Below are 26,932 nucleotides of genomic sequence, written 5' to 3'. Positions count from 1 at the left end.
AAGGGTCGGAAAAATCGTGCATGTGTGCAGGAGGCTGGGCGATTTGGAGTGAGGGATTGGAGGGGCGGGTGCCGGGGGAGCCGGGGGTGACAAAGAGGCGACGCTGGGAAGGACGGAACGATCGTGCCTATGCACGAAGTTTTGGGTCATTTCGGGGTTGAGGACGGAATGGATCGGGCCTTTGAGGGAGCATGGGCGAAAGGGCGGGGAATGGGGGCACGGGTCGGAAAAATCGTGCATGTGTGCAGGAGGTTGGGCGATTTGGTGTGAGGGATTCGAAGGGAGGGTGCCGGGGGAGTTGGGGAGGATCCGGGCTCGATCCAGGGGGCGCCCGGCGGCAGGCTGGGCGGCGGCTGTGAGTGCGCATCCCATGACGGTGGAAGAGATTCTCGGCAATGAAGAGCGGCGACGGCACGAGTTTCCGGTGTGCCGGGACCGGGTGTTCCTGGCCCATGCGGCGGTCTGTCCGCTGCCGCGCCGGGTGGCGGAGGCGGTGGCGGGGTACGCGCAGCAGGCGACCCGGGATGATCAGGAACAGCCGGTCCTGGCAGGGTTGACGCGCGATACACGGGAACGGGCGGCGCGCCTGATCGGGGCGCAGCCGGACGAGATCGCGTTGGTGGGGCCGACGTCGCTGGCGTTGAGTTACGTCGCCGGCGGTTTTCCGATCCGCAAGGGGGAGAACGTGGTGGTGTACTTCGATGACTACCCCTCGAATGTGTACCCGTGGATGGCCATGGCGGAGCGTGGGGTGCAGGTGCGGCTGGTGAACGTGTCGCGATTGGGCCGGATCCGGAATCTCGATGTGCTGGGCCAGGTGGACGAGGGGACCCGGTTGGTGGCGCTGGCCTCGAATCACTTCATCTCCGGATGGCGTCTGGATCTGCCGGGATTGGGGAAGGCCCTGAGGGATCGTCGGATCGCATTCTGCCTGGACGCGATTCAGACCCTGGGGGCGTTCCCGACTCTGGCGGAGCACGCGGATTTCATCGCGGGGGATGCTCACAAATGGATGCTGGGTCCGTGCGGGGCCGGGTTTCTGTATGTCGCGCGGGCCTGGCATGAGCGGTTGCGTCCGATCGTGTATGGCTGGAACAACGTGCGTTGCCCGGATTTTGTGGCCCGGGAGGAGATGACATTCCGGAGCGGGGCGCACCGGTACGAGGCGGGGAGCCACAGCATGCTGGGTTTGGTGGGTTTGAGGGCGGCCCTGGATCTGATTCTCGAGGTGGGGGTGGACGCGATTGCCAGGGAGTTGCTCAGAAAGCGGGCGCGGATTGTGCCGGCCCTGATGGAGAAGGGATGGGAGGTGCTGGGGGCGGACGACCTGGAAGCGCACCGGAGCGGGATCGTCTCGTTCACGCGGCCGGACATTGATCTGGTCGAGCGGCACCGTCAGTTGGCCGAAGGGGGGATTGTGGTGTCGTTGAGGACGGACCGGGGCGGGCGGCGATACCTGCGGTTCTCACCCCATTTCTACAATACGGATGCCGAATTGGACCGTGCCCTCGGGGCGGTTTGAAAGGGGGGCGCGACAGGGTTCGGCATTGACGGCCGGGGATGGGGACCGGTATGAAGACCGTCCGGTTGGTGTACCGACCGGCTGGACGGTTTAGTGACTATGACGATGCAACGGCGGGCGAATGCGCGGGACGAGATTCTGGAGGCTGCGGAGTGGGTGGTGACGGAGCGTGGGGCGGGGCACCTGAGGCTCGACGCGGTGGCGGAGCGGGCGGGGGTGAGCAAGGGGGGATTGCTCTATCATTTTCCCAGCAAGGAGGCGCTGTTGCGGGCGATGGTGTCGGGGGTGCTCGAGCGGTGCACGGCGGACCGGCGGGAGGCGCGGGCGACGACAGCGCCGGCGGAGGATGCGGCGGGGGATTTGAAGGCGATGATCGCGACCGGATTCCGGGTGGCGGCGGAGCGACGGCGGGTGAGTGCGGCGCTGCTGGCGGCGGGGGCGGAGGATCCGCGATTGCTGACGCCGGTGCGGGAGTGGCACCAGGCGAACCTTCGGGAATTTGCGGCCGGCAAGCGATACCCCCTACGGGTGCTGGTGTTGATGCTGGCGATGGACGGATTGTGGATGAACGAACTGCTGGAGATCTCGCCGGTGGACGGGGAGGTGCGGGAGGCGTTGATGGGGGAGATGTTCGCGCTGGCGGATGGGACTGTATGAAGGCTGGCAGGAGGATGCGTTTTTCGGGCCGGGTGACGGCGTTGGCGGCGTTGGCGGCGTTCGCGGGGTATGTCGTGTTCCTGGGCGGGGCCGGGTGCCGGATGGTCTCCGAGTATGAGCGGCCGTCGGTCGAGGTGCCGGAGTCGTGGCGCTGGAAGGAGGCGGAGCCACGGGATGCGGAGGAACGGGGGGCCTGGTGGTCGGTGTTCGAGGATCCGGTTCTGGACGGATTGCTGCGGGAGGCGGAGGAGGGGAATTTCGATCTGCAGGCGGCGTTTGCGAGGGTGGAGCAGGCGCGGGCGACGGCGCGGGTGAGCCGGGCGGACTTCTATCCGCAGTTGAACGGGGCGGCGCGGTTCGGGCGGTTTCGGACCTCGGGGAACGCCCCGAGCCCGGTGGGGTTTCCGGTTCCGAGCCTGACGTTGCAGCAGTGGGAGACGCCGTTGGATCTCAGCTACGAGGTGGATTTGTGGGGGAGGGTGCGGCGATCGTTCGAGTCGGCGCGATGGCTGGCGATGGGGGCGGAGGCGGCTTGGCAGGCGGTGTTGCTGGCATTGCGGGCCGACGTCGCGGCGTCGTATTACACCCTGCGCAGTCTGGAGGCGGAGGTGCGGTTGCTGGAGCGGACGGTGGCGATCCGGCGGGAGGCCCTGGAGATCTTCGAGCAGCGGTTGCGGGTGGGGATGCTTACGGATTTCGAGGTGCAGCGGGGTCGGGTGGAGGTGGCCTCGGCGGAGGCGGATCTGGAGGCGGTGCGACGGGAGCGGGCGGTGGAGTTCAACCGCCTGGCCACGCTTTGCGGTCTGGCGCCGGCCAGGTTTGAACTGGAGTTGCCGGACGGGGAGAGGAGTCCGCCCCGGGTGGCCGCGGATCTGCCGTCGGCGCTGCTCGAGAGGCGTCCGGACGTGGCGGAGGCGGAGCGGATGCTGGCGGCGCGGCTGGCGGAGATCGGGATTGCGCGGGCGGCGTTTTTTCCGTCGGTGCGCCTGACGGGGAGCGGGGGGATGTTGAGCGGGGAATTGAAGGATTTGTTCGAGTGGGACAGCCGGACGTGGTCGCTGGGGCCCGGGGTGGACATCCCGTTGTTTGCGGGAGGGCGGAACCGGGCGGGGCTGGAGCGGGCGCGGGCGGCGTATGAGGAGGCGGTGGCGGAGTACCGGGGGCGGGTGTTGACGGCATTCCGGGAAGTGGAGGACGGGCTGGCGGCGTTGCAGTATCTGGAGGGGGAGGCGGGGGCGCGAGGGGTGGCGGCGGAGGCGGCCACGCGGGCGGCATCGCAGGCATTCGACCGGTACCGGGCGGGGACGGTGAGTTTTCTGGATGTGGTGGATGCGGAGCAGGCGAGGTTGGGGAGTCTGCTGGCGCGGGAACGGACGTTGCGGCAGCAGAAGCTGGCGACGGTCCGGCTGTTGAAGGCCCTGGGGGGCGGTTGGTCGGAGGAGGAGAGCCGTTTATGAATCGAGACGTGCGAGCGATGGAGGGATCGGATTGGGTGAGCGGGCTGGGCCGGGCGGCCGGGGGGCTGGCGCTGGGGGTGCTGGTGTGGACGGCGACGGGATGCGGGGGATCGGGCGGGCCGCCGCCGGGGGAATTTCCCGTTGAAGTGGCGGTGGCACGGCCGGAGGTGGCGGCGGTGGAGGATGTGTTGCCGGCGGTGGGGACGGTGGAACCGGACGAGCGGGTGGTGCTGCAACCGGAAGTGCCCGGGTTGATTGAGGCGATCGGGTTCGAGGAGGGACAGAGGGTCGAGCGCGGTGCGGTGCTGTTCCGTCTGGGGTCGGGGAAGGAGGAAGCGCAACGGGCGCAGGCGCGGGCCGAAATGGAACTTGCGCGGGCGAACCTGGAGCGGGCGCGGATGTTGTCGGGGACGCGGGCGATTTCGCGGCAGGAGCTGGACCAGATGGAGAGCGCGCTGGCGGCGCGGGAGGCGACCTTCGAGCTGGAGAGCCGGCGTCTGGCGGAGCGGACGGTGAAGGCGCCGTTTGACGGGGTTCTGGGGCCCCGCTCGGTGAGTGTGGGGCAGTATGTCCAGGCGGGGGCGGCGCTGGCCACGCTGGTGGCGGACGACCGGATGAAGGTGGAGTTCCGGGTGCCCGAGCGGCATCTCGGGGCCCTGGAGGTCGGGAAGGAGGGGCGGGTGCGGGTGGCGGCCTTTCCGGGACGGGTCTTTGCCGGGGAGGTTTCGCTGATCGATCCGGAGGTGGATGCGGGCACCCGGACCGTCGGGGTGCGGTTGCTGGTACCCAATCCGGAGGGGCGGTTGCGTCCGGGGATGTTCGCGCGGGTCGAGCTGGTTCTGGGGCGGAGGGGCGACGCGCTGGTGGTGCCGGAGGGGGCGTTGGTGCCGTCGTTGGATCGGTTCTCGGTATTCCGGGTGGAGGAAAGCCGGGCGCGGCTGACTCCGGTGACCCTGGGGGTGCGGCTGCCGGGGAAGGTCGAGGTGCGGGAGGGGATTGGGCGGGAGGCGACGGTGGTGGTCTCGGGGACGCAGAAGCTGGTGGACGGGGCGCTGGTGGCACCGGCCGAGGACCGGGCGGCGGCGGTGGCGGCGGTGGCGGTCCGGTAGGAATCCGGTGGTGTTGCGGGCCGGCGGGGCCGCGGAACCTCAACCGACAGGAATCGATTTCATGTCATTGCCCGAGTTGTGCATTCGTCGGCCGATTTTCGCGATCATGCTGAACCTGCTGATCGTGTTGTTCGGCGTGGTGGGGTATCTGCGGCTGCCGGTGCGGGAGCTGCCGGATGTGGATCCGCCGATTGTGACGGTGACCACGCTGTATTCGGGGGCGAGCGCGGAGGTGATGGAAGCGGAGGTGACCGAGCGGCTGGAGCAGGAGATCAACACGATTCCGGGGATACGAACGTTGATCTCGCAGTCACGGGAGGAAGTGAGCCAGATCACGGTGCGGTTCGAGCTGGACCGGTCGGTGGATGTGGCGGCGCAGGACGTGCGGGACCGGGTGGCGCGGGCGCGGGCGCTGATGCCGGAGGACATCGAGGAGCCGGTGGTGGCGAAGCAGGACGCCAATGCGCAGGAGGTGATGTGGCTGGCGATCTTCAGCGACCGGCGGTCCACGCTGGAACTCACCGAGCTGGCGGAGCGGCAGTTCAAGGACCGGTTGCAGACGCTGCCGGGGGTTGGCGGGGTGAATTTCGGGGGGGAGAAGCGGCAGGCGATCCGGGTGCGGCTGGACGCGGTGAAGATGGCGGCGCACGGGGTGACGGCGGGGGATCTGGCGCGGGTGTTTCGGGACAACAGTGTGGAGCTGCCGTCGGGTCGGTTGGAGAACCTCCAGCGGGAGATGAGTGTGCGGACGCTGGGGAAGCTGGACCGGCCGGAGGAGTTTGAGGATTTGGTGGTGGCGTTCCGGGACGGAGCGCCGGTGCGGTTGCGGGAGCTGGCCACGGTGGAACTGGGGGTGGAGGACGAGCGGACGGTGGCGCGGTTCAACCGGCGACCGGCGGTGGGATTGGGGATTGTGAAGCAGTCGGAGGCGAACGCCCTGGAGGTGGCGGAGGCGGTCAAGGCCGAGGTGGCGCGGATACGTCCGACGCTGCCGGCGGATGTGCAGGTGGAGGTGGCGTACGATTCGTCGGTGTTCGTGCGGCAGGCGATCGGAGAGGTGCAGGAGACGGTGCTGATCGCGTTTGCGCTGGTGCTGCTGATCATGCTGGCGTTTCTGAGGAACCTGAGATCGACGATGATCCCGCTGGTGGCGGTGCCGGTGTCGCTGGTGGGCACCTTTCTGGTGCTCTATGCCTTCGGGTACAGCATCAACATACTGACGCTTCTGGCGATGGTGCTGGCGGTGGGGGTGGTGGTGGACGACGCGATCGTGGTGCTGGAGAACATCTTCCGGCACGTCGAGAACGGGATGCCGCCGATGGAGGCGGCGATCCGTGGGGTGAAGGAGATCACCACCGCGGTGTTGGCGATCACGGTGGCGCTGGTGGCGGTGTTCCTGCCGATCGCCTTTCAGTCGGGGACGACCGGGGTGTTGTTCCGGGAGTTCGCGCTGGCCACGGCGGGGGCGGTGGTGATTTCGGCGTTTGTGGCCCTGACCCTGACGCCGACCCTGTGCGCGCGGATGTTGCGTCACACGCCGTCGGAGCACGGGCGGCTCTACCGGGTGCTGGAGGCATTCTTCCTGGGAATCGAGCGGTGGTATCAGCGGTGGCTGGGGCGGGCGGTGCGGCATCCCTGGGTGGTGGTGACGATCGGGGTGTTGTCGTTGGGGGCCACGTACGGGTTTTACTCGAAGCTGCCGAAGGAGTTCTTGCCGGATGAGGACAAGGGATACGTGCTGATGCTGCTGTTCGCGCCCGAGGGGGCGACCAGCGATTACACGGACCGTTACGTGCGGCAGGCGGAGTCGATCGCCGAGGAGTATCCGGAGACGGGCGCGATTTTCTCGGCGGTGGCGCTGGCGCGGGGTGCGCCGGGGGAGGCGGATTTTGGGATCATGTTCGTCAAGTTGAAGGAGGGGGATCGACGGTCGGCGTTGGAACTGGCGCGGCCGGGGGCACCGACGTCGATGTTCATGCGGTTGATCAACGAGGTGCAGGGGGCGCTGGCGATCGCGATTCTGCCCAAGGCGACGGATTTTACGGAGGCGTACCAGTTGGTGTTGCAGGGGCCGGATCTGGCGCAGTTGGAGGCAACCGGCCGCGAGGTGTCGGCTGCGCTGGCGACGGCGGGGATTCTGCCTCAGGCGCGGGTGAACCTGAACTTCGAGCAGCCGCAACTGACGTTCCGGGTGGACCGCGACCGGGCCTCGGAGCTGGGGGTGGATGTGCGGTCGGTTTCGGAGGCGCTGCAGTTGATGTGGGGCGGCCTGGATGTGGCGCGCTACAACGTGCGCGGGAAGGAGTACCAGGTGATTGCGCAATTGGAGCGGGAATCCCGGCTGGTGCCTTTGAGCCTGGAGGACATCTATGTTCGGGGCGGGGCGAACCGGCTGATTCCGGTGTCCAGCGTGTTGGAATCGAGCGAGCAGGGTTCGCCGAACGCGATCAACCGGTTCGGGCGGCAGCGGGCGGTGACGATCTCAGGGCAGCCGCAGGGGATGTCGCTGGGTCAGGCCGTGGAACGGACCGAGGCCCTGCTGCCCGGGTTGCTGCCGGCGGGGATGGGGCATCGGTGGACGGGCGAGGCGGACGAGATCCAGCAGGGGTCGAAGGAATCGATTCAGGTGCTGCTGCTGGCGGTGCTGGTGGTGTACATGATTCTGGCGGCGCAGTTCGAGAGTCTGCGTCACCCGTTCGTGATCATGCTGGCCCTGCCGCTGGCGCTGTTCGGAGGGCTTGGGACATTGTGGTTGCTGGGGATCGTGAACGGGATTGCGATGATCAAGTCGTTCGCGCCGCTGGATCAGTTGCCGGGCTTCCTTGCCTTTCTGACCACGCATCTGCCGGAACTGCCGGGGATGACGCTTAACGTGTACAGCCTGATCGGGATTGTGCTGCTGCTGGGGTTGGTGACCAAGAACTCGATCCTGCTGGTTGAGTTTGCCAATCAGCGGATGGATGCCGGCGACGATGCGACCACGGCGATGCTGGAGGCCGGGCGGATTCGATTGCGGCCCATCCTGATGACCGCCTGCGCCACCATCATCGGGATATTGCCGGTGGCGCTGGGATTGGGCGAGGCGGCGGGGAGCCGGCGACCGCTTGGCGTCGCGGTGGTCGGAGGGATGATGACCTCGACCTTTCTCACCCTGTTCATTGTGCCGGTGGTGTACATCCTGATCTCCCCGCGTCGGGCACGGCGCGGGGCGGTCGTGCCGGACGAGGGGAGGGCGCCAGGCCCGGAGGTCGGAGCCGGGTCGATACAGGGGTGAGTTGAGGGAAGGCGAGGGGTGCCCGATGGGTTTCAGGGCACGTAGGTGGCTTCCTTGAAGCGCTGGAGGTCGCGATCGCCGTTACGGGCGGGACGATCGAGGCCCTTGAGATTGGCGGTGGTGGGTTCGCGCCAGCGCCAGATTTCGGCATGGCCGTCGGCGAAGGAGACGAGGCCGGCCTTGCCGTGGCGGCTGGCGGGGGAGTTCTGCCAGAGCCAGACGTTGGGGAGGGCGCGGACGGCGAAGAAGCCGTCGTCGATGCTGCCGGCTTCCTCGTCGATGAAGACATTGGCCTGGGCGGGGGAGGGGCGGTTGATGTCGGTGGTTTTTCGGAAGAAGGGAACGCCCGGGTTGACGAATTCGGCGGCGGGATCGCCGGCCATGCGGCCGTTCATGGAGACGCTGCGAACACGGACCACCTGTCGGCCGCCGACGCGGAATCCGAGGATGTCGCCCGGGCAGCGGTACACTTCATCGGCCGGGGTATAGGGGTAGAGGCGGCCGTTACGAATATCCATGATGTTGGTGGCGCCGGGGAGGGAGCTGACGTTGCCGCCGATCCAGGCATTGGTATTGCCGAGGAGGTTGGGGGCGAGGCGGTCGTCGTGATCGTCGGCGTAGATGATCCAGCCGAGGGTGAGTTGCTTGAGGTTGTTCACGCACTTGATGCCGTGGGCCTTCATCTTTGCCTTGCTCAGCGCCGGCAGGAGCATGGAGGCGAGGATGGCGATAATGGCGATGACCACGAGGAGTTCGATTAGGGTGAAGGCGCGGCGGGCCGGACCGGGATCGATACTATGCCGTGGGGGGAGCGGGAGCTGGCGCATGATAGGCATGGGACTGGTTTGGGTCAGGGTAGGGAAGCGGGCCCTGGGACGGCAATGGCCATTTCGAGGGCACAGTCGGGAACGGTGCATCCCGGAGTTGTGGGGGAGAGGTGCGAACGCCGCCAAGCGGCGCTTCGGAGGGCCGGGTTCCACGGGGCCGCAACGGTGTGGAGCGTTGGGTTGAGGACTCGCAGAGCTCGTCCCTCCGATTCGCTGCCTCCTCACCCACCACTCCGGGATGCACCGCAAGTCCGGGGGCGGAGCACGGGCCGCTTTACCGGGGAAGGGGACCCGGTAAGGTCGGGGGGACATGAGTGCCGCCGTCGAGTTTGCCACGCCGACCCAGCCGGATTGCGGGGGGCATTTTGGGCCATACGGGGGCCGGTACGTGCCGGAGACGCTGGTGCATCCGCTGGAGGAGTTGGAGGCGGAGTACCGGCGGTGCCAGGGGGATCCGGCGTTTCAGGAGGAACTGGCGTACTACCTGCGGCAATTCGTGGGGCGCCCGACGCCCTTGTACTTTGCGGAGCGGCTGACGCGGGAGCTGGGAGGGGCGAAGATCTATTTGAAGCGGGAGGATCTGCTGCACACCGGGGCGCACAAGATCAACAACGCGGTGGGCCAGGCGTTGATCGCACGGCGGATGGGGAAGACGCGGGTGATCGCGGAGACCGGGGCGGGACAGCACGGGGTGGCGACGGCGACGGTGGCGGCGATGTTCGGGTTGCAGTGTGTGATCTACATGGGGGCTGTGGATTGCGAGCGGCAGGCGCTGAACGTGTACCGGATGAAGCTGCTGGGGGCGGAGGTGGTGCCGGTGCAGGCGGGTCAGAAGACGCTGAAGGAGGCGGTGAACGAGGCGATGCGTGACTGGGTGACGCATGTGCGGACGACCCATTACATTCTGGGGACGGCGTATGGGGCGCATCCGTATCCGATGATGGTGCGGAACTTCCACCGGGTGATCGGAGACGAGGCGCGGGCGCAGATCCTGGAGCAGGAGGGACGGTTGCCGGATCAGTTGGTGGCGTGCGTGGGGGGGGGATCGAACGCGATCGGGTTGTTCTATGCGTTCCTGAACGACCGGACGGTGCGGATGTGCGGGGTGGAGGCGGGCGGCTTGGGAATCGTGCCGGAACAGCATGCGGCGCGGTTTCACGGCGGGTCACTGGGGGTGTTGCAGGGGACGCGCAGCTACATTCTTCAGGATGAGCACGGGCAGATCCAGTTGACCCACAGCGTCAGCGCCGGGCTGGACTATGCGGCGGTGGGGCCGGAGCACGCCTGGCTGCATGACCAGGGGCGGGTGGAGTATCGCTACGCCACGGACGGGCAGGCATTGGAGGCGTTTGCGCGGTTGGCGCGGCTGGAGGGGATCATTCCGGCGCTGGAATCGGCGCACGCAGTGGCGGAGGCGATCCGGAGGGCGCCGGAGATGGGGCGGGACGAGGTGATGATCGTGAACTTGTCGGGGCGCGGGGACAAGGACGTGGCGCAGGTGGCGGAGCGGCGGGTTGGGTCCTGAACGGGTGGATGTGGGGGGCGTGGGGCGGTGATTTGGGTTTCTCCTGGGGTCTCGACGGGACTGGGCGGGTGTGCCTAGGGTCACGGCTCCCGAGGGCCCGGGGCGATGGGTAGCCGGTGCCGGGGGGATGTATGATCAGACGGACCGAGAATCTGCGGGTGACGGAGGTGAAGCGCTTGACGCCGCCAATCCAGCTCAAGGGACGATTGCCAATCCAGGAGGCGGCGAACCGGACGGTGGTGGAGGGCCGGGAGGCGGTGCAACGGATTCTGGACGGGACGGACCGGCGTCTGCTGGTGGCGATCGGGCCGTGTTCGATCCATGACGAGCCGGGGGCGCTGGAGTACGCGGGCCGGTTGAACGAACTGCGCCGGGAGTTGGGGGACCGGTTGTGCCTGGTGATGCGGGTGTATTTCGAGAAGCCGAGGACGACGATCGGGTGGAAGGGGCTGGTGTACGATCCGCACCTGGACGGGACGGACGACGTGGAGACGGGGTTGACGCGGGCGCGGGAGATTCTGCTGGGGATCAATGCGCTGGGGTTGCCGGCGGGGACGGAGTTTCTGGATCCGATCGTGCCGCAGTACCTGGACGACCTGGTGAGCTGGGCGGCGGTGGGGGCGCGGACGACGGAGTCGCAGACGCACCGGCAGATGGCGAGCGGGCTGTCGATGCCGGTGGGATTCAAGAACAGCACCGACGGGAGTCTGCAGGTGGCGCTGGACGCGTTGTTGTCGGCGCGTCATCCGCACAGTTTTCTGGGGATCGATTCGGGGGGGCTGACGAGTGTGATTCGAACGACGGGGAACCCGTACGGGCACCTGGTGCTGCGGGGGGGGAAGGGGGGGACGAACTACGATCCGGACAGCATTGCGGCGGCGGTGGGGGCGTTGCGGAAGGCGGGGTTGCGGGAGGGGCTGATGGTGGATTGCAGTCATGCGAATTCGTCGAAGGTGTTCGCGCGGCAGGAGGAGGTATGGAACAGCGTGCTGGAGCAGCGGGTGGCGGGGAACCGGGCGGTGGTGGCGATGATGGTGGAGAGTCATCTGTACGAAGGGAACCAGCCGCTGGCGACGGACCGTTCGCAGCTCCGGTACGGGGTGTCGATCACCGACCCGTGCGTGGGTTGGGAGACCACGGAACGGATGTTGAGGCGGGCGCATGAGGCGTTGAAGCCGTGACACCGACGCTGCCAAGGGAGACGCCGTCGTACGTTCCGAGGTCGGGTTGGCGCTATGCGCTGGCGGGGTTGCGATACTGGCTGGCGATGGCGAACCCCTGGGTGCCGTTTCCGACGGCGCGGGCGCCGCGGGTGGGGTTGGAGTTCTGGATCCACAAGCGGGATGCGGTGGGCCGGGAGATTTTCAAGACCGCGCTGTACGAGCCGGAGATCACGGCGTTCCTGATCCGGGAATTCCGGGAAGGCGGGGGGCGTTTCATCGATGTGGGGGCGAACCTCGGGTACTACAGCTGCCTGTTTTCGAGGATGGCGGGACCGGGCGGGCGGGTGCTGGCCTTCGAACCGGAGCCGGACAACCACGCGCTGCTGCTGCGGAACCTGCACCGGAACGGGGCCGGAAATGTGATGCCGCGGGCGTGCGCGCTGGGGGAGAAGGACGGGACGGCGCTCATGGGGCGGCACACGCGGAGCAACCGGGGGCGGCACTCGATGCTGACCGCCCGGCCGGGAGTGGGGATTGACGTGCCGGTACGGCGCCTGGACGGCGTGCTGACCGAGGAGGGTTGGGCGTCGGAACCGGTGCGGTGCCTGAAGATCGACGTCGAGGGGTACGAGCTGGTGGCGATGGCGGGGGCCCAGGAGGCGCTGTCCCGGACGGAATGGCTGTTGATGGAATGGTCGCCGGGCCTGATGGATCCGGACCCCCGGCCGGCGGAGGTGCTGGAGGAACGGGTGGGGCGCCATTTCCGGCGCTGTTATCGATTGGACCGGGAACGGCTGAGCCCGCTGGATGCGGCGGAGCGGGCGGCGTTGGACCGGCAGACGAATCTGCTGTGGTCCAGGTAGGGCGACGATGCGCGTGCCGGGTCCATGGACCGGATGGATCGACCGCTGGAAGGCGTACTTCGATCCGCGCACCTGGCGGACGTACCGTCGTGTCCGCCGCGAGCGGTGGCGGAGGGAGGGTGTGGAGGGTGTGGAGGGTGTGGAGGGTGTGGAGGGTGTGGAGGGTGTGGCCGCGGGCGCGGGGTCGGGGGCAGGTCGGGAGGTGTTGATCGACATCACGGGGCACCTTCTCGATCGGGACGTCGGGCGGATCGCGTACTTTGTGTGCCAGTTGTTCCGGTGGACGGGATTCCGGGTGTGTTTGCGGGACCGGTTCCGGTTTGTGGGGACGCTCGAACGGAAGCTCTACAAGCGGCTGCTTCTGCGGCATCCGTTCGAAGTGGTGGCGGGCCCGTCGTCGATGGGGCGGGGGTTCTGGTGGGTGACGGACCGGGACCCGGGGCTTCTTCCGGCGGGATGCGAACGGCTGGTGCTGCTGGACTACGAGGAGGGGGTGCCGGGGGAAGGGGAGATCCATCTGCCGTACTTTTTCAATCCGATGGTCCACGAGCACGTCGGGGGAACGGATTTGTCGCGGTACCGGTCCGGGGTGCGGCCGTACCGGGTGTTTTTTGCGGGGACGGTGAACCGGCGTTACGACCGGGACACGATTCCCAGGCGGTACGGGATGCTGTCGCGGTGCCAGGTGCTGGAGACGGTGCGACGGCGGTTCGGTCCGGACGACCTGGTGGAAGTGAACGGGTACGAAGCGTTGAAGGGGCTGGGGGAACGGGGGCGGGGGCGGATTGTGTTGTTGTCGCCGGAGGCGCCGCTGCTGTCGGTGGAGGCGTGGTTGACGGTGCTGGGACAATCGGAGGTTTTGTTGGCGGCGCCGGGGGTGAGCATGCCCCTGGCGCATAATCTCTGGGAGGCGCTGGCCGTGGGGACGGTGCCGCTGCTGGAGTATGCGGGGCAGTTGGTGCCGCCGTTGGAAGGGGGGCGGGAGGCGCTGGAGTATTCCGGGGCGGACGGGCTTGAGCGGGCGTTGCGGCGGGTGTTGTCGCTGGGGGCGGAAGCGTTCGGGCCGATGCGGGCGGCGGGGTGGGACTACTATCGGCGGCACGGGACGGTGGAGAGCTTTGTGGCCCGGGTGGAAGGGGTGTCCGGCCCGCGGGTGCGGGTACGGGTGTTTCCGTTCGAGGCGGAGCGGTCGGGCGAAGGAGGGAAGGAACGACGATGAAACTGCGATGGTGGGAACGGTTGCTGGGGAAGAAGGCGCGTTTGTGGCGGCTGGCGCGGGACGTGCGGGCGTATTACGGGGGACTGCCGCCGGACCGGGTTTCCGAGGAGGAACGCGAGGTGCTGGGCTATCTCGAGACGCGGGGGATCGACATTCTTCCCTACCGATTCCAGGACGAGTACCCGGCGGAGGGACCGGAGGTGTTCGAGGATGCGTCGGTGGGGTTGCATTACATGATGTGGGACGGGCGCCGGTTGTATCATCGGCCGACGCGGCGGCCGGAGCGGGTCCGAAGGTACTTCCGGGGATTGCAGATCGAGCAGGATCCGAGGTCGCCGCACCGGTATCTGGATGCAGAATTTGATGTCGAACCGGGGGACACGGTGCTGGACGTGGGGGCGGCGGAGGGGAATTTCGGGTTGAGCGTGGTGGAACGGGCGGGACGGGTGGTGCTGTTCGAGCCTTCGCCGGTCTGGGCGGGGCCGTTGGCGGCGACGTTTGCTCCTTGGAAGGACAAGGTGCGGATCGTGGGGCGGGCGGTGTCGGATGAACGTTCCGGCGGGACGGTCCGGCTGGACGACGCGGTGGGGGAGGGAGAGCGGGTGGACTTCATCAAGATCGACGTCGAGGGGAACGAGGAGCGGGTGCTGCGCGGGGCGGCGGGGTTGATCGGGCGGCAGGAGCGGATGCGGATTGCGGTGTGCACGTATCATCGGCAGGACGATGCCGGGCGGTTGTCCGGGATGCTTGAGGGGATGGGGTTCCGGGTGCGGTTCACGCCCGGCTACCTGCTGTACCATCACGGGCGCGGGAACGAGTTGCGTCCGCCGTACCTGCGTCGGGCGGTGCTGCGGGCGAGCCGGGGATGAGGGAATGGGAGGCGTGGACGATGAAGGAGGATGAGATGGGTCTGGAGCTGTCGATCGTGCTGGTGAACTACCGGGGCTGGCGGCGGTTGGGCCGGTGCCTGGAGGCGCTGGGCGGGCTGGGGGAACTGCCGTTCCGCTGGGAGGCGGTGGTGGTGGACAACGGGTCCGGGGACGGGCAACTGGAGGCCTTCCGGCGGCGATTTCCTTGGTGTGCGTTCCATGAGAGCCCGGGGAACTGGGGTTTTGCGCACGGCTGCAATGTGGGGGCGGGGAAGGCGGCGGGGCGGCACCTGTTGTTTCTGAACCCGGACACCGAGGTGGATGCGGCGGCTCTGGAGCGGTTGTGGGAGCTGGCCGGGAGACATCCGGAGTACGGGGTGGTTTCGTGCGGGCAACGGGACGACCGTGGCCGCGACACCCGGCCGTACGGGGAGTTTCCATCGCTGACGAATCTCACCGGGTTGCATCGGTGGGTGCGGCGGTTGTGGTGCGGCCGAGGGGCGGGTGGCATTGAGGGCGGGAGGGGGGAGGGGGGAGACGGGATGATCTTTCCGGACTGGGTATCGGGATCCCTGGTCTGGATGCGACGGGAGGTGTTTGAGGGATTGGGCGGCTGGTGCGAGGACTACTGGCTGTACTTCGAGGATGTGGATCTGTGCCGGCGGGTGCGGGAGGCGGGGGGCCGGGTGGCGTTGGCGACGGGCGTGGAGATCCGGCACAACCACGGGGGGGCGACGAGGTCGAATGAACGGATCAAGGCGTTGACGAAGTGGGAGGTGCGGATTTCGCGGCATGTGTATATGCAGCGGCATTTTTCGGGGTGGCGCCGGGGGATGGCCCAGGCGTTGCTGGTGACCGCGTCGCTGGCGGGTCACCTGGTGACGGGGATGGCGGGTGTGTTGCTGGGGTTTGTGCCGGCGATGCGGGTCCGGGCGCGGATTGCGGGGCACATGCTGGGGTATTACGCGGGGGCGTTGCGGCGGGGGACGTGGTTGAGTCCGCGATCCCCGACGGCGCGGCGTGCGGGATGGGGGAGGGGATGGGCGGACCGGCCTTCGTCGCCGGCATCAGGGGCCTGACGGAACGGGAGTGCGTCGGAAGGCGACCGGGGGGCCGGCGTTTTGGGAGACGACGAGATCGGGGTGGCCGTCGGCATCGAGGTCGGCGGTGAGGATGGCGCGTTGATCGCCCCAGACGACCAGTCCGGATTCGGCGGCGGAAAGGGGGGTGAAGGTGCCGTCGCCGCGATTGCGGAGCAGCAGCGCGCGACCGGCATCGAGGCGGTCGTCTTCGTCGCGGGTGGCGAACCAATTCTGGGCGCAGGCGAGATCGGGGAGGCCGTCGCCATCGAGGTCGGCGGCCACGACCGACATCATGGGGCTCCATTGGGCGGGATCGGGCAGGGGCCGGTGCAGGAAGCCGGCAGGGAGGTTGAGGAAGACCGCCGAGGCGAGGGTGGTGGCGCGCAGGCGGTGGACGGGGGCCTTGGCGGGGACGAGCAGATCGGGGACCGAAGCGCGGGCGAATTCGCGATGGGAGGGGAAGAGGGCGGGGAGCCATGGGAGATCGCGGGCGAGGCGGTTGCGGGGCCGGATCGGAACCATGGCCTGGAGGGTGGCATCGAAGCGGGCCTCGATGATGGCGGTGGCGCCGGAGCCGGTGAAATCGCCGAAGACGAGTTCCCAGGGTCCGTCGGGGGAGCGTTGGTGGGCGGAGTTGAGGCCCCAGTTGCCGGCGACCAGGTCGATGCGGCCGTCGCCATCGAGGTCGGCGGCGGCGAGGGACTGCCAGAGTCCGTGGAAAGGTGCGAGGCCGCGTTCGCGGGTGGCTTCGACGAAGGTCGGGCCGCGCTGGAGGAAGATGCGGATGGGGCCCCATTCGCAGGCCAGGGCGAGATCGACGAGGCCATCGCCATCGAAATCCGCCAGGGCGATGCCCGTCACCAGCCCGACCTCGCGGAGGGGGGCGGACCGTACGGGGTCGAAGACGAGCTGGCCGTCGCGGTTGAGGAAGACGCGGGTGTCGGTGGGGCGTGGGTAGTGGTGGGGGAGGAAGCGGCCGGTGACGACGAGGTCGGGTTGGCCATCCCCATCGAGATCGGCCGTGGCCATGGGGCCGGTGGTGGCGGGATGGGCGGGGAGGGAGGGGCCGGGTTCCCAGCGGGAGCCGTGGTGGTCGAAGCGGAGGACGGACGGGAGGTCGGGGTCGGAGGTTTCGAGCCGGGCGAGGCCGGCGAAGAGGGAAACGCGGCCCGGGATGAGTTCAAGGGCGAGCAGGCTGGTGATGTCGTCGGGGAGGGGGTCGGGTGCGGGGATGGGTTCCGGTACGGGACGGCCTCCATCGAATCGGAGGGCGGCGAGTGTGCCGCCCCGCGCGCCGCCAAGAACCAGGAGCCCGCCTTGAGGACGGGCGATCCAAGCGAGGGGCGGACCGAGACGGCTGAGCCGGTGGGGAAGGAGGGGCTGGGTGACGAAGTCGTCGAACTCGGATTCGTGGTGGGTGAATGCGGAGGGCAGGGGGAGGGAGTGGAAGAGCGGTTGGGAGAGGGACGGCGGGGCGGGGGCGGGTTGGGGTTGGGGTTGGGGTTGGGCCCCGGCTTCATGGATTTCGTAGAGGCGTTGAGGCCGGACTCCGGCGACGCGGGAGTGGCGGCCGGAGCGCCAGAGCACCTCGATTTCGAGATGGGAGGCGGTGCCGGTGGCGAAGGCGATCTGGGGCTGGTCGGACGACAGGTAACGGGCGCCGGACCGGACTTCCTGTTCCTGGACGGGGACGGGACCGCCCTGGAGTCGCACTCGGGCGCCGAAGCCCTGGGTGTTGGGGGGAATACCGCGGAGACGGACGGCGACCCTGGGTGCGGTGGCGTCGTTGCGGTAGATGAGGGGACTGTCGTTCCAGGTATTGGCGACGAGGTCGAGGTCGCCGTCGTTGTCGAGATCGGCGAGGGCCATGCCATGGGTGATGCGGAGGGAGTCGAAGCGCCAGGCTTGGGAATGGTTGGCGAAGCGGAGATTTCCGAGGTTGCGCCAGGCGGCGTTGGGAGGGGTGAGGGGTGGGTAGTCGAGGAGGATGTTGCGGGCGGTCTCCTGGGCGCGCCGGGCCGGTTCGTTGGCACGCCGGGCGTTGATATCGAGATCGTTGAGATCGTGGGGATGCCCGTTGGAGACCAGGAGATCCTCGAAGCCGTCGAGATCCACATCGAGGAAGATCGGCGTCCAGGACCAGTCCGACATGGCCACACCGGAGAACCAGGCGATTTCGGCGTAGGTGCCGTCGCCACGATTCCACTGGAGGGTGTTCCTGGGAAACTCGGGTCGGGCCAGAAAATCGCCGGGGGGCCGGACGACGGGTTCCATGGGGCTGGCCTGGGCGGCGTGCCGGGTGTGGTCGCGGCTGAGCATCTCGACGACGACGAAGTCGAGGTGGCCGTCGCGGTCGAGGTCGGCGGCGTCGATGCCCATCGAGGCGTAACTCATGTTGCGGAGCGCCAGACGGGGTATGGCGCGGAAGGTGCCGCGGCCATCGCCGAGCCAGAGACGGTCGGGGGTTTGAAAGTCACCGCAGGTGTAGATGTCGGGATTACCGTCGCCATTGAAGTCGCGAATCTGAACCGCGAGGGTGAAGTCCTGGGGTGCCGAGGCCATCGGGCGACCGTCCTCGTCGAGAAAGTGGACGTTCCACGGGGCGGGGGTGAACCGTCCCTGGCCATCGTTCAGGAAGACGATGTCTGCTTCGCCGAGTTCGATGAGCTGCCCTTTTTCGATCCGGAGCCGGTGGGCATTAGGGCCTGTGACCTGGGGGCGTCCACCGACCGTGCGGAAGACGAGCCGGGCGCCGTCGCCGCGGATGGCTTCGATGCCGAAGCGACCGAGGTAGAGATCGAGGTCGCCGTCGCCATCGAGGTCGGCGAAGGCCGCCGAAGTATTGCCGCCGGAGGTGATGAGACCGGCGGCGGCGGTGACATTGGTAAACCGGCCGTTGCCGAGGTTGATCAGCAGGGCATCGGGTCCGAGGAAGGAGGTGACGTAGAGATCGGGCCATCCGTCGCCATTGACATCGGCCGCCACGGCGCCGGTGGCGACGAGGTGGGGGAGGGCGACGCCAGCCTGGGCGGTGATATTGGTGAAGCGCCAGCCGCCGAGGTTGCGGTACAGGGCGCTGCCGCCTTGTTTGTGGCACACGAAGATGTCGCACCAGCCATCGCCGTCGAAGTCGGCCAGGGCGACCCCCGCACCGTTCATGAGATTCCGTCGGGCGCCGTAACGGGCTGGGGAGAGTTGGTTGGTACCATCGATGCCGATGGACCTGGCGCAGAGGAGGGTGAAGCCGGTTTGGGCTGGGGGAGGATTCGGGAGGGGTGCCCAGGTGAAGCTGGCAGCGGGAGGGGCGGTGCGGTTGGCCGCAGGAGCAGACAGCAGGGCTCCCCCAGCGATGGCAACGCCAAGGCCACATGGACCGAACCAACGGGGCATGCCGGGACGTTGGCGGGAGGGGGAGGGGAGCGGCAAGCGCTGAACCTGAACGAACCGAGTAGATCCAGGATTGTTTAGGCGTTTGCGGAACACTCGATCGAGTCGAGTGGAGCGTCGGAGTGCGGTGACAACATTATTACGCCTGACTCATTACAAACAAGGCAAAGTCAATAACATAATGTCAGGCTTATTGAGTTGGTGGAGTTGGTGGTGGTAGAGTCAACAATATATATTTGGTCAGGCTTACTGAATGAAGTTAACAATATACTGTCAGGCAATTTGAAATTGACTGCTGCCAGCGGCTTGCCCGGGGGGGCCAGGGTTCTACTGTGCGGGCCATGAAGCGCGGCGTTCTGTATGCGACGGCCTTTCTGGTGCTGGTCAACGTGGCCCTCCTGCTGGCGTTTCTGTTTCGCACGCCGGATCGCGGGGCGGCGCGGAGCGGAGATGATGGGAGGGCGGGGGCGGGTCAACCTGGGGTGTATGCGGTGACCGGGGTGGTGAGTGAATTGAGGAGGGACGGCTCGAATGTGGTGATCCGGCATGAGGCGATTCCCGGGTTCATGGCGGCAATGACGATGACCTTCCGGGCGCGGGACACACGGGAGGTGGCGCGGTTGCAGGCGGGAGACCGGGTCAAGTTCCGGCTGTTGGTGACGGATGAGGAGAGCTGGATTGATGGGGTGGAACGGATCGGGGTGGGGGAGCTGGCGCCGACGTTCGAGTACGAGCATTCGCGGATTGTGCGGGATGTCGAGCCGCTGGAGGTGGGGGATTCGATGCCGGACTACGTGTTCACCAACCAGTTCCGGCAACCTGTGCGCCTGGGCGACTACCGCGGGAAGGCGGTGGGGCTGACCTTTGTGTTCACGCGCTGTCCACTGCCGGATTTCTGTCCCCGGATGCTGAAGAACTTCGCGGCTGTGGAAGCGGCGCTGCGGGCCAATGCATCCGGGCCGACCAACTGGCATTTGGTGAGCATGACGATCGATCCGGCGTTCGACACGCCGGAGGTGCTGCGGGCGCAGGCCGAGAGCTACCGGTACGATCCCCGTCGGTGGACCTTTCTGACGGGCGCATTGATCGACATCGATGCCCTCACCGAGCAGGTGGGCCTGGTGTTCCGCAGGCAATCGCCGGATGCCCTGCCGGACCACAACTTGCGGACGCTGGTGATCGACCCGGAGGGCCGGTTGGCGAAGATCATCGTGGGCAACACGTGGAAGCCGGAGGAACTGACCGCCGACATCCAGGCGGCGGCGAGGGGGCTGCCGGTCGAACGGTAACCGCAGGGCAGGGGCAGGGCTACCGGGGCCCGAATCTTTGGCTGAAAATAAGATGACAGTCGAAAAATATGTTGACCTAGGAAATAAAATATTAAGTCAGGCTTATAATGTTGACCGCGAGGTTGAGTTCTACGAGGCCGCAACGGTGTGGAGCGTTGGGTTGAGGACTCGCGGAGCTCGTCCCTCCGATTCCCTGCCTCCTCACCCACAACTCCGGGATGCACCGGGGTTGGGTTGCTGGGGCGGGGAGCTTTCGACACGACAGCCGGGCGGGGATCGGTCAGGGTCGGGGGAAGGGGAATCAGGACATGGCCACGCTCGTGTTTGACATCGAGACCGCGGCGATGCCGGCGACGGCATTCGACGAGGCTCAACTGGAATACCTGTTTCGGGATGCTCAGCGGTTTCCGGAGGGACCGGAACGCGAGGCGCGCCAGTCGGAGTTGGAGCGGCAGTTCAGTCTTTACCCGCTGACCGCGCAGGTGGTGTGCATCGCGATGGTGAACGCCGACAGCAGTCGCGGGCAGGTGCTGCACCTGGCGGACGATTTCGAGCCGGACGACGAGGGGGAGGTGAAGTTCGTGCCGTTCGCGGAGGAGGGAGAGCTGCTGCACGATTTCTGGGAACTGGCGAAGCGGTACGACCATGTGGTGACGTTCAACGGGCGGGGGTTCGATGTGCCGTTCCTGTACCTGCGCTCGGCGGTGCTGGCGGTGCAGATCTCGAGGAAGGACTGGTTGGGATACCGGTTTCAGACGGAGCCCCACTGCGATCTGGCGGAGCAGCTCACGTTCTATGGGGTGAGCGGGAGGGACGGCGCGGCGCGCCGGTTCAACCTCGATTTCTACTGCAAGGCGTTCGGCATCGCGTCGCCCAAGGGGGAAGGGGTGACCGGGATGGATGTGACACGGCTGATGGAGGAGGGGCAGCACCGGCGGATCGCCGAGTATTGCCTGCGGGACGTTCGGGCTACGGTGTCGTTGTACCAGATCTGGAAGGAGCGGCTGGCGGGGGTGAAGTAGGGGGAGTGGGGAGTGGGGAGTGGGGAGTGGCGAATCGGGGGGGGCAGGGGACGTTGTGATTTGTCCCTCGTGGTGCACGCCGTTCATGGGGACTGATGTCGGTGCCCACCGGGATTGGAGGGGAGTTTTTGGGGAGCTGGAGGCGATGCGATCGGGTTGAGGTTGGTGCAGGCAGGCGTCAGGGTCCGATGCCGTGATACCGAAGTGGCGTTCCCCCTGGCGGCTGGTCATGGCACAGATGCGGGTGGATCCGGGCGATTGCAGGGTGCAGCCATGTGGGGCCGATCGTGGCCGGGGAATGGGCGGGTTGGGAGACGATCGGATGCTCGATGGCGGTGGCGGGGGTGGGGGATGAGATATGCCGGGGGCCTTACGGGGAGGAGGCGCTGCTGCCGGTCAACCTGGTGCTTCCCGATCCCGCGGCGGGGAGGGGTGACGGAGGTGTGGTCTAAGCCGTAGCCATGCAGCAAGGTCGGGCGCGCTGGCTTGATCTTTTCGGGCAAGAGCTTCGTCGTTCGCTCGTTACGTATCCCGGTTTCGATACGCGCCTCGCTCACTCCTCGCCCTGCCCGAAAATCTGCGGCGCCATCGCTTTCCTCCTTACTGCATGGATACGGCGAAGGGGCGGGTGACTTTATGCGTGCCGCCAAACGACCATTGCGCCGGGCGGGCCGGGAGGGGTACCAGTCGGTCATCGCCATCGGGCGAGAACCGGAATGAAGACTCAGCGCACATCGAAGCGGACCCGCCCTGCGGGATTTACCCTGATCGAACTGCTGGTGGTGATCGCCATCATTGCGATTCTGGCGAGCATGCTGTTGCCGGCGCTGGCCAAGGCGAAGGAGAAGGCGCACCAGGTGAACTGCCTGTCGAACCTGAAGCAGCTCAATCTGGCGCTGTTGCTGTACGCGGAGGATTTCGACGGGATTTTTCCGGGGGCGGCGTCGCGGGGTTCGTATGAGCCCATGCGGGAGGACTGGATCTTCTTCAATGTGAACCGGGCGGTGTCGGACCGGGAATTCTTCAACAACCCGCGCAACAGCGCGATCGGGCCGTACATCGGGAGTTTCAACACCAATCTGTTCCGCTGCCCGGGGGACCGGGATGTGATCCAGCGGGCTCTCCAACACTCGCGCAATCCGAGTTCGGGCAACCCCTATCTCTACAGCTACTCGCTGACGAGCATTGTCGAGGGCGGGGTGAACAAGGGGATTTCCTCGATCTACGGGCCGGGGGTTCCACCGCTGCACTTCCGGATCACGCAGATCCGGAATCCGACGCGCAAGCCGACGTTTGTGGAGGAGAACGGCGAGGCGATCCGGGGGGATGTGATTGACGACGGCCGCTTTGTGGCGCCGGGGAACATCCTGAGCGGGCGGCACAGGTTCCAGACGGGTGTCCGGGTTCCGATGCCGACCTACCGGGACCGGGGTCGGGCTTCGGCGGGGTTTGCGGACGGGCATGTGGAGGTGATTGCGCCGAGCTACACGCTGCTGCCGGACAACTACGATCCGACGCGTTGAGGCGGTGCATCGGCGGTTCGACAGGCGGGGGCGGGGCTGGTAGAAGCGCCCGGTGATTCGCCCGAACATCCTGGGCTGGCGGCAGATTGCGGCCCGGCGACGGCTGCTGGTCGTGGCCGGGCCGTGCGTCATCGAGAGCGAGGCGATGTGCATCGAGGTGGCGCGGGCGATGAAGCGGGCCTGCGACCGGGTGGGGGCGGCGTATGTGTTCAAGGCGAGCTACGACAAGGCGAACCGGACTTCGGCGGAGTCGTTTCGGGGTCCGGGTATGGAGGAGGGGTTGGGGGTTCTGGCGCGGGTCCGGGAGCGGGTGGGGGTGCCCGTTCTCACCGATGTGCACACGGAGGAGGAGGCGCGGGCGGCGGGGGGGCGGGTGGACATTCTGCAGATCCCGGCGTTTCTCTGCCGGCAGACGGAATTGATCCGGGCGGCGGTGGGGACGGGGCGGATGGTGAATCTGAAGAAGGGGCAGTTTCTGGCGCCGGACGACATGGCGCAGGTGGTGAGGAAGGCGCAGGGTTTCGGCGGGAGCCGGCTGCTGGTCACCGAGCGGGGAACGACGTTCGGGTATCACAATCTGGTGACGGACATGCGGGCGTTTCCGATTCTACGGCGCACGGGTTGTCCGGTGGTGATGGACGCCACGCATGCGGTGCAGTTGCCGGGCGGCGGGGGGGACCGGTCGGGGGGGCAACGGGAGTATGCGCCGGTGCTGGCGCGAGCGGCGCTGGCGGCGGGGGCGGACGGGGTGTTTGTCGAGACGCATCCCGAGCCGGACCGGGCCCTGAGCGACGGTCCGAATTCGATTCCGCTGGACGCCATGCCGGCCCTGTTGCGGGGTTGGGCGAAGCTGTTTGAACTCTGCCATGTCTGATGTGACCCCTGAACTCCATGAGCGTCTGGCGCGGGTGCGGATCCTGCTGTGCGACGTGGACGGCATTCTGACCGACGCCTCGATCTATGTGGGCGAGGACGGGGAGTACAAGCGCTTCAATGTCCGGGACGGGCTGGGGTTGGTGATCTGGCGGCGGGAAGGCTACCGGGTGGGCTGGGTGTCGGCGCGGCCCTCGGCGGCGACGGCGCTGCGGGCGGACGAGTTGGAGGTGGATTTCCTGGTGCAGCAGAAGGGCTCGAAGGTGAAGGCGATCGAGCAGCGGCTGGCGGCGGATGGGGGCACCTGGGAGGAGGTGTGCTACATGGGGGACGACATTGTGGATTTGGGCCCGCTGGAGCGGGCGGGACTGGCGGTGTGCGTTCCGACGGGTCATCCGGAGGCCCTGGCCCGGGCGCATTACGTCACGACGCTGGGGGGAGGCCAGGGGGCGGTGCGGGAGGTGATCGAACTGATTCTGCGCGCCCAGGGCCGATGGTCGCGCATCGTTGGGGAGTATCTGGCATGAACGCGATCGCTGCCCTGGCGCGGGTCGCCGTGACGGTTGCCGTGACGGCCACCACGGTCGCGATGATCGTCCGGGAGGTTTCGGCGCAGGAGCGGACGGGTCCGCAGGTCACCATCGAGGGTGGGTTTCGGGCACCGATTGGAGACGGCACACGGACGGTGGCGGTGGTGAGCGGGCGGGATGCGCGGCCTAGCCTGGTGGCGGGGGTGATGGAGGTCACGGAGTTCCGGTTGGAGACGTTTCGGGACGATCCGGCGCGCACGACCCAGCTTGAGGTGACGTCGCCGCTGGCGGTTTTCGCCACCGCGGGCGGGCGCGGGGCGACTTCGGATCGGGAGATTCATTTGCGGAGTGCCGACGGCCGGTTCGAGGTGAGCGGGCAGGGGTGGTCATGGACTCAGGCGAGCGGGATGCTGGTGGTGTCGAACCGGGTGCGAACCCTGTTGCGTCGGGCGACGGGTGGGCCTGATCGGGCGCCGGTGGAAGTGACCGCGGGGCGGCTGGAGTACAACCTGCGGACGGGCGACACGCGGTTTGTGGGCGACTGTCTGGCCGTGGATCCGGGGGAAGCGACGTTGCGGGCGGGTCAACTGGTCTCGGCGCTGGGTCTGGACACGGATCGGCCGCAGCGGATCGAGGCGAGCGATGAGGTGGCGATCGAGCTGGTGCGGCCGGGGCGGTTGGGGCGCGCCACCGGGGCGCGGGCGACCTACGTGGCGGACACGCCGGGCGAACGGATTGTCCTGAGCGGGGCGACGACCTGGCAGTATGGACCGGGGGAAGGGGCGGCGGATGAACTGGAGCTGCATCCGGGGGAGGAATCGTATGTGGCGCGGGGTGCGGCGCGGCTGCGACTGCAGCCGCCGGTGTCCGAAGGCGAGGATACCGCGAGCCGGGAGCCTGTGGACGTGCTGGCGGAGGTCATTGAGGCGAGGCCGGGGCGACTGGTGTTTTCGGGGCCGGTGACCGCACGGCAAGGGGAGGGCCTCGAACTGGAGGCGGCAGCGATGGAGGTGTTGCTGGCAGACGATGCGGGCGCGTCGTGGGGTGCGGCGGCGGTCCGCCAGTTGACGGCGACCGGGGCGGTGCGGGCGCGGGTTCCGGTGGCGGGCGACCGGCTGGAGTTGGGTGGGGAGCGGATGGTTTACAGTGTGGGCGAGCACGCCCAGATCGACTTCACGGGAGACCCGGTGTGGCGGGCCCGGGGTTATGCGGGGCGGGCCGGCCGGCTGGTGATACATCCCGAGGTGCCGGCTTTCCAGGCATGGGAGCGGGTGAGGGTCCATTGGCAACCGGAAGGTTCGGGGTCGGACGGCGCGGGTGGGGCAGGTGGCGCGGACGGGGCAGGTGGCAGCGGTGCCGGGCCGATCGAGCTGGAGTCGGAGCGATTGCGGGTGGAGGGACGGGCGGCGTGGGTGACGGGCGGGGTGACGATCCGTCGGGCGGACTGGGAGTTGCGTTCGAGCGAGGTGGAATTGGGGTTGGGGCCGGAAGGGGGGCTGCGCGAGATGGCGGCCGGGGACGGAGTGGAACTGGATTATCGCATGACAGAGCGTCCCTCGGGGGGGGGCACGGAGGGGCAGCCGTTTTTTGCCACGTTGCTGCGCGAGGCGGCTGCGGAGGCGAGTTTGTGGCGGATGCGGGCGGACCGGATGCGTGCGGTGCTGGCGCCGGGGACCTCGGCGCTGGCCTCCCTGGACGCCGACGGCGCCGTGCGGATCGGGCATCCGGCATTGAGCGCGGAGGGCGGCGGGCTGGCGTACCGGGTTGAGGACGGGACGTTGCGCCTGCTGGAGGGGGCCCGGATCTCGATGATCGACGGGATGGAGATCGTGGGGCAGCCGGCGACGGCGCTGGCACTGGATCTGGCGTCGGGACGATTCCGGGTTGAAGGACCGGTCCGGAGGATGACCCTTCCGGCGCGGTCTCTGCCGGGGTCTGGAACGCCGGCGGAAGGAGCGTCGAGGCGCCGGCGATGAGAGGGTGGAGGTCCGGGAGAACGAGATCGACAGGTGTCATCATGGGATTGCTGAAAGTCGAGGAACTGAGAAAGAGCTACCGTGGGCGGGCGGTGGTGAACGGCGTTTCGATCCGGGTGGAGGCGGGCGAGGTGGTGGGGTTGCTGGGTCCGAATGGCGCGGGCAAGACCACCAGCTTCAACATGGTGGTGGGGTTGATCCGGCCGGACGGGGGTCGGGTGGAGTTTGAAGGGGCGGAGGTGACGCGGTTGCCGATGCATTTGCGGGCACGGCGGGGGATCGGGTACCTGACGCAGGAGCCCTCGGTGTTCCGGAAGCTGACGGTGGAGGAGAACATCCTGGCGATTCTGGAGACGTGCCGGGGGACGCGGGCGGACCGGGCGATGCGGCTGAAGTATCTGCTCGAGGAGCTGGATCTGACGCGGCTGGCGCGGAGCAGGGCGTACCTGCTCAGCGGCGGCGAGAAGCGGCGGCTGGAGATCACGCGGGCGCTGGTGACGCATCCGAAGCTGCTGCTGCTGGACGAGCCGTTCAGCGGCATCGACCCGATTGCGGTGCACGAGGTGCAGAAGATCGTGCGGCGGCTGCGGGAGCGCGGGCTGGGCATTCTGATCACGGACCACAACGTCCGGGACATTCTCAAGCTGGTGGATCGCGCGTACCTGATTTACCGGGGCGAAGTGGTGTACGAAGGCCCGGCCGAGCAGCTGGCCCGCGATCCGAAGGCCCGCGAGATCTATCTGGGTCCGGAGTTCAACCTGTAAC

General features: G+C 67.6%; 21 protein-coding genes. 19 read left to right on the top strand and 2 right to left on the bottom strand.

Features of this window, described 5'->3' with window-relative positions:
- Window positions 1–370 precede the first annotated feature (370 nt).
- The 5 genes from KF833_13045 (at window position 371) to KF833_13025 (ending at window position 8,019) form a co-directional block, all read left to right on the top strand.
- Window positions 371–1,522, top strand: coding sequence for an aminotransferase class V-fold PLP-dependent enzyme (locus KF833_13045; GenBank protein ID MBX3746225.1), 1,152 nt, complete (start codon window positions 371–373; stop codon window positions 1,520–1,522).
- A gap of 99 nt (window positions 1,523–1,621) precedes the next feature.
- Window positions 1,622–2,179, top strand: coding sequence for a TetR family transcriptional regulator (locus tag KF833_13040; protein ID MBX3746224.1), 558 nt, complete (start codon window positions 1,622–1,624; stop codon window positions 2,177–2,179).
- A 14-nt stretch (window positions 2,180–2,193) separates the two neighbouring features.
- Window positions 2,194–3,636 carry an efflux transporter outer membrane subunit gene (locus KF833_13035; protein MBX3746223.1) on the top strand — a complete coding sequence of 481 codons (1,443 nt, stop codon included), beginning with the start codon at window positions 2,194–2,196 and terminating at the stop codon, window positions 3,634–3,636.
- A complete protein-coding gene (locus tag KF833_13030) occupies window positions 3,633–4,745 on the top strand; it encodes an efflux RND transporter periplasmic adaptor subunit (GenBank protein MBX3746222.1) in 1,113 nt (370 codons plus the stop codon). The genes KF833_13035 and KF833_13030 overlap by 4 nt, the downstream gene beginning before the upstream one ends.
- A gap of 61 nt (window positions 4,746–4,806) precedes the next feature.
- Window positions 4,807–8,019, top strand: coding sequence for an efflux RND transporter permease subunit (locus KF833_13025; GenBank protein ID MBX3746221.1), 3,213 nt, complete (start codon window positions 4,807–4,809; stop codon window positions 8,017–8,019).
- Between the two features lie 32 nt (window positions 8,020–8,051).
- On the opposite strand, the gene KF833_13020 is transcribed toward KF833_13025, so the two are convergent.
- A complete protein-coding gene (locus tag KF833_13020) occupies window positions 8,052–8,855 on the bottom strand; it encodes a type II secretion system protein (protein ID MBX3746220.1) in 804 nt (267 codons plus the stop codon).
- A gap of 301 nt (window positions 8,856–9,156) precedes the next feature.
- Between KF833_13020 and trpB the strand changes: the two genes are divergently transcribed.
- The 6 genes from trpB (at window position 9,157) to KF833_12990 (ending at window position 15,564) form a co-directional block, all read left to right on the top strand.
- On the top strand, window positions 9,157–10,371 hold the full coding sequence (gene trpB, locus KF833_13015; GenBank protein MBX3746219.1) for a tryptophan synthase subunit beta: 1,215 nt from the start codon (window positions 9,157–9,159) through the stop codon (window positions 10,369–10,371).
- A 131-nt stretch (window positions 10,372–10,502) separates the two neighbouring features.
- On the top strand, window positions 10,503–11,552 hold the full coding sequence (locus KF833_13010) for a 3-deoxy-7-phosphoheptulonate synthase (GenBank protein MBX3746218.1): 1,050 nt from the start codon (window positions 10,503–10,505) through the stop codon (window positions 11,550–11,552).
- The gene (locus KF833_13005; protein MBX3746217.1) at window positions 11,549–12,397 is read left to right on the top strand and encodes an FkbM family methyltransferase; all 849 of its coding nucleotides are present in this window, start codon (window positions 11,549–11,551) and stop codon (window positions 12,395–12,397) included. The genes KF833_13010 and KF833_13005 overlap by 4 nt, the downstream gene beginning before the upstream one ends.
- A 7-nt stretch (window positions 12,398–12,404) precedes the next feature.
- Window positions 12,405–13,616 (top strand): hypothetical protein, encoded by a 1,212-nt coding sequence (locus KF833_13000; protein MBX3746216.1) that lies wholly within the window; start codon window positions 12,405–12,407, stop codon window positions 13,614–13,616.
- Window positions 13,613–14,485 (top strand): FkbM family methyltransferase, encoded by an 873-nt coding sequence (locus KF833_12995; protein ID MBX3746215.1) that lies wholly within the window; start codon window positions 13,613–13,615, stop codon window positions 14,483–14,485. Before KF833_13000 ends, KF833_12995 begins: the two co-directional genes overlap by 4 nt.
- Before the next feature lie 20 nt (window positions 14,486–14,505).
- The gene (locus KF833_12990) at window positions 14,506–15,564 is read left to right on the top strand and encodes a glycosyltransferase family 2 protein (GenBank protein MBX3746214.1); all 1,059 of its coding nucleotides are present in this window, start codon (window positions 14,506–14,508) and stop codon (window positions 15,562–15,564) included.
- Here the strand turns inward: KF833_12990 and KF833_12985 are convergent.
- Complete coding sequence (locus tag KF833_12985; protein ID MBX3746213.1) at window positions 15,553–18,957, bottom strand: VCBS repeat-containing protein; 3,405 nt, start codon at window positions 18,955–18,957, stop codon at window positions 15,553–15,555. The two genes, KF833_12990 and KF833_12985, sit on opposite strands and share 12 nt — an antisense overlap.
- 338 nt (window positions 18,958–19,295) lie before the next feature.
- Between KF833_12985 and KF833_12980 the strand changes: the two genes are divergently transcribed.
- The 8 genes from KF833_12980 (at window position 19,296) to lptB (ending at window position 26,931) form a co-directional block, all read left to right on the top strand.
- Entirely contained in the window at window positions 19,296–20,243 is a 948-nt protein-coding gene (locus KF833_12980) for an SCO family protein (protein MBX3746212.1), read from the top strand.
- A gap of 308 nt (window positions 20,244–20,551) precedes the next feature.
- The gene (locus tag KF833_12975) at window positions 20,552–21,265 is read left to right on the top strand and encodes a ribonuclease H-like domain-containing protein (protein ID MBX3746211.1); all 714 of its coding nucleotides are present in this window, start codon (window positions 20,552–20,554) and stop codon (window positions 21,263–21,265) included.
- Between the two features lie 275 nt (window positions 21,266–21,540).
- On the top strand, window positions 21,541–21,717 hold the full coding sequence (locus KF833_12970; GenBank protein ID MBX3746210.1) for a hypothetical protein: 177 nt from the start codon (window positions 21,541–21,543) through the stop codon (window positions 21,715–21,717).
- Window positions 21,718–21,981: 264 nt separating this feature from the next.
- Entirely contained in the window at window positions 21,982–22,788 is an 807-nt protein-coding gene (locus KF833_12965) for a type II secretion system protein (GenBank protein MBX3746209.1), read from the top strand.
- 52 nt (window positions 22,789–22,840) lie between these two features.
- A complete protein-coding gene (gene kdsA / locus KF833_12960; protein ID MBX3746208.1) occupies window positions 22,841–23,662 on the top strand; it encodes a 3-deoxy-8-phosphooctulonate synthase in 822 nt (273 codons plus the stop codon).
- On the top strand, window positions 23,655–24,188 hold the full coding sequence (locus tag KF833_12955) for an HAD hydrolase family protein (protein ID MBX3746207.1): 534 nt from the start codon (window positions 23,655–23,657) through the stop codon (window positions 24,186–24,188). Before kdsA ends, KF833_12955 begins: the two co-directional genes overlap by 8 nt.
- Window positions 24,185–26,167 (top strand): hypothetical protein, encoded by a 1,983-nt coding sequence (locus tag KF833_12950; protein ID MBX3746206.1) that lies wholly within the window; start codon window positions 24,185–24,187, stop codon window positions 26,165–26,167. Before KF833_12955 ends, KF833_12950 begins: the two co-directional genes overlap by 4 nt.
- Window positions 26,164–26,931, top strand: a complete 768-nt coding sequence (gene lptB, locus KF833_12945; protein ID MBX3746205.1) for an LPS export ABC transporter ATP-binding protein — start codon at window positions 26,164–26,166, stop codon at window positions 26,929–26,931. Before KF833_12950 ends, lptB begins: the two co-directional genes overlap by 4 nt.
- The last annotated feature ends 1 nt before the right edge of the window (window position 26,932 follow it).

This window comes from Verrucomicrobiia bacterium (assembly GCA_019634625.1).
Lineage (GTDB): Bacteria > Verrucomicrobiota > Verrucomicrobiia > Limisphaerales > CAIMTB01 > CAIMTB01.
This window is presented reverse-complemented; position numbering and strand designations above follow the sequence as displayed.

What these genes read in the sequence shown, in the direction of transcription:
- KF833_13045 (MBX3746225.1), top strand. Translation starts at nt 371, where the DNA reads ATGACGGTGGAAGAGATTCTCGGCAATGAAGAGCGGCGACGGCACGAG.
- KF833_13040 (MBX3746224.1), top strand. Translation starts at nt 1,622, where the DNA reads ATGACGATGCAACGGCGGGCGAATGCGCGGGACGAGATTCTGGAGGCT.
- KF833_13035 (MBX3746223.1), top strand. Translation starts at nt 2,194, where the DNA reads ATGCGTTTTTCGGGCCGGGTGACGGCGTTGGCGGCGTTGGCGGCGTTC.
- KF833_13030 (MBX3746222.1), top strand. Translation starts at nt 3,633, where the DNA reads ATGAATCGAGACGTGCGAGCGATGGAGGGATCGGATTGGGTGAGCGGG.
- KF833_13025 (MBX3746221.1), top strand. Translation starts at nt 4,807, where the DNA reads ATGTCATTGCCCGAGTTGTGCATTCGTCGGCCGATTTTCGCGATCATG.
- KF833_13020 (MBX3746220.1), bottom strand. Translation starts at nt 8,855, where the DNA reads ATGCCTATCATGCGCCAGCTCCCGCTCCCCCCACGGCATAGTATCGAT.
- trpB (MBX3746219.1), top strand. Translation starts at nt 9,157, where the DNA reads ATGAGTGCCGCCGTCGAGTTTGCCACGCCGACCCAGCCGGATTGCGGG.
- KF833_13010 (MBX3746218.1), top strand. Translation starts at nt 10,503, where the DNA reads ATGATCAGACGGACCGAGAATCTGCGGGTGACGGAGGTGAAGCGCTTG.
- KF833_13000 (MBX3746216.1), top strand. Translation starts at nt 12,405, where the DNA reads ATGCGCGTGCCGGGTCCATGGACCGGATGGATCGACCGCTGGAAGGCG.
- KF833_12995 (MBX3746215.1), top strand. Translation starts at nt 13,613, where the DNA reads ATGAAACTGCGATGGTGGGAACGGTTGCTGGGGAAGAAGGCGCGTTTG.
- KF833_12990 (MBX3746214.1), top strand. Translation starts at nt 14,506, where the DNA reads ATGAAGGAGGATGAGATGGGTCTGGAGCTGTCGATCGTGCTGGTGAAC.
- KF833_12985 (MBX3746213.1), bottom strand. Translation starts at nt 18,957, where the DNA reads ATGCCCCGTTGGTTCGGTCCATGTGGCCTTGGCGTTGCCATCGCTGGG.
- KF833_12980 (MBX3746212.1), top strand. Translation starts at nt 19,296, where the DNA reads ATGAAGCGCGGCGTTCTGTATGCGACGGCCTTTCTGGTGCTGGTCAAC.
- KF833_12975 (MBX3746211.1), top strand. Translation starts at nt 20,552, where the DNA reads ATGGCCACGCTCGTGTTTGACATCGAGACCGCGGCGATGCCGGCGACG.
- KF833_12965 (MBX3746209.1), top strand. Translation starts at nt 21,982, where the DNA reads ATGAAGACTCAGCGCACATCGAAGCGGACCCGCCCTGCGGGATTTACC.
- KF833_12955 (MBX3746207.1), top strand. Translation starts at nt 23,655, where the DNA reads ATGTCTGATGTGACCCCTGAACTCCATGAGCGTCTGGCGCGGGTGCGG.
- KF833_12950 (MBX3746206.1), top strand. Translation starts at nt 24,185, where the DNA reads ATGAACGCGATCGCTGCCCTGGCGCGGGTCGCCGTGACGGTTGCCGTG.
- lptB (MBX3746205.1), top strand. Translation starts at nt 26,164, where the DNA reads ATGAGAGGGTGGAGGTCCGGGAGAACGAGATCGACAGGTGTCATCATG.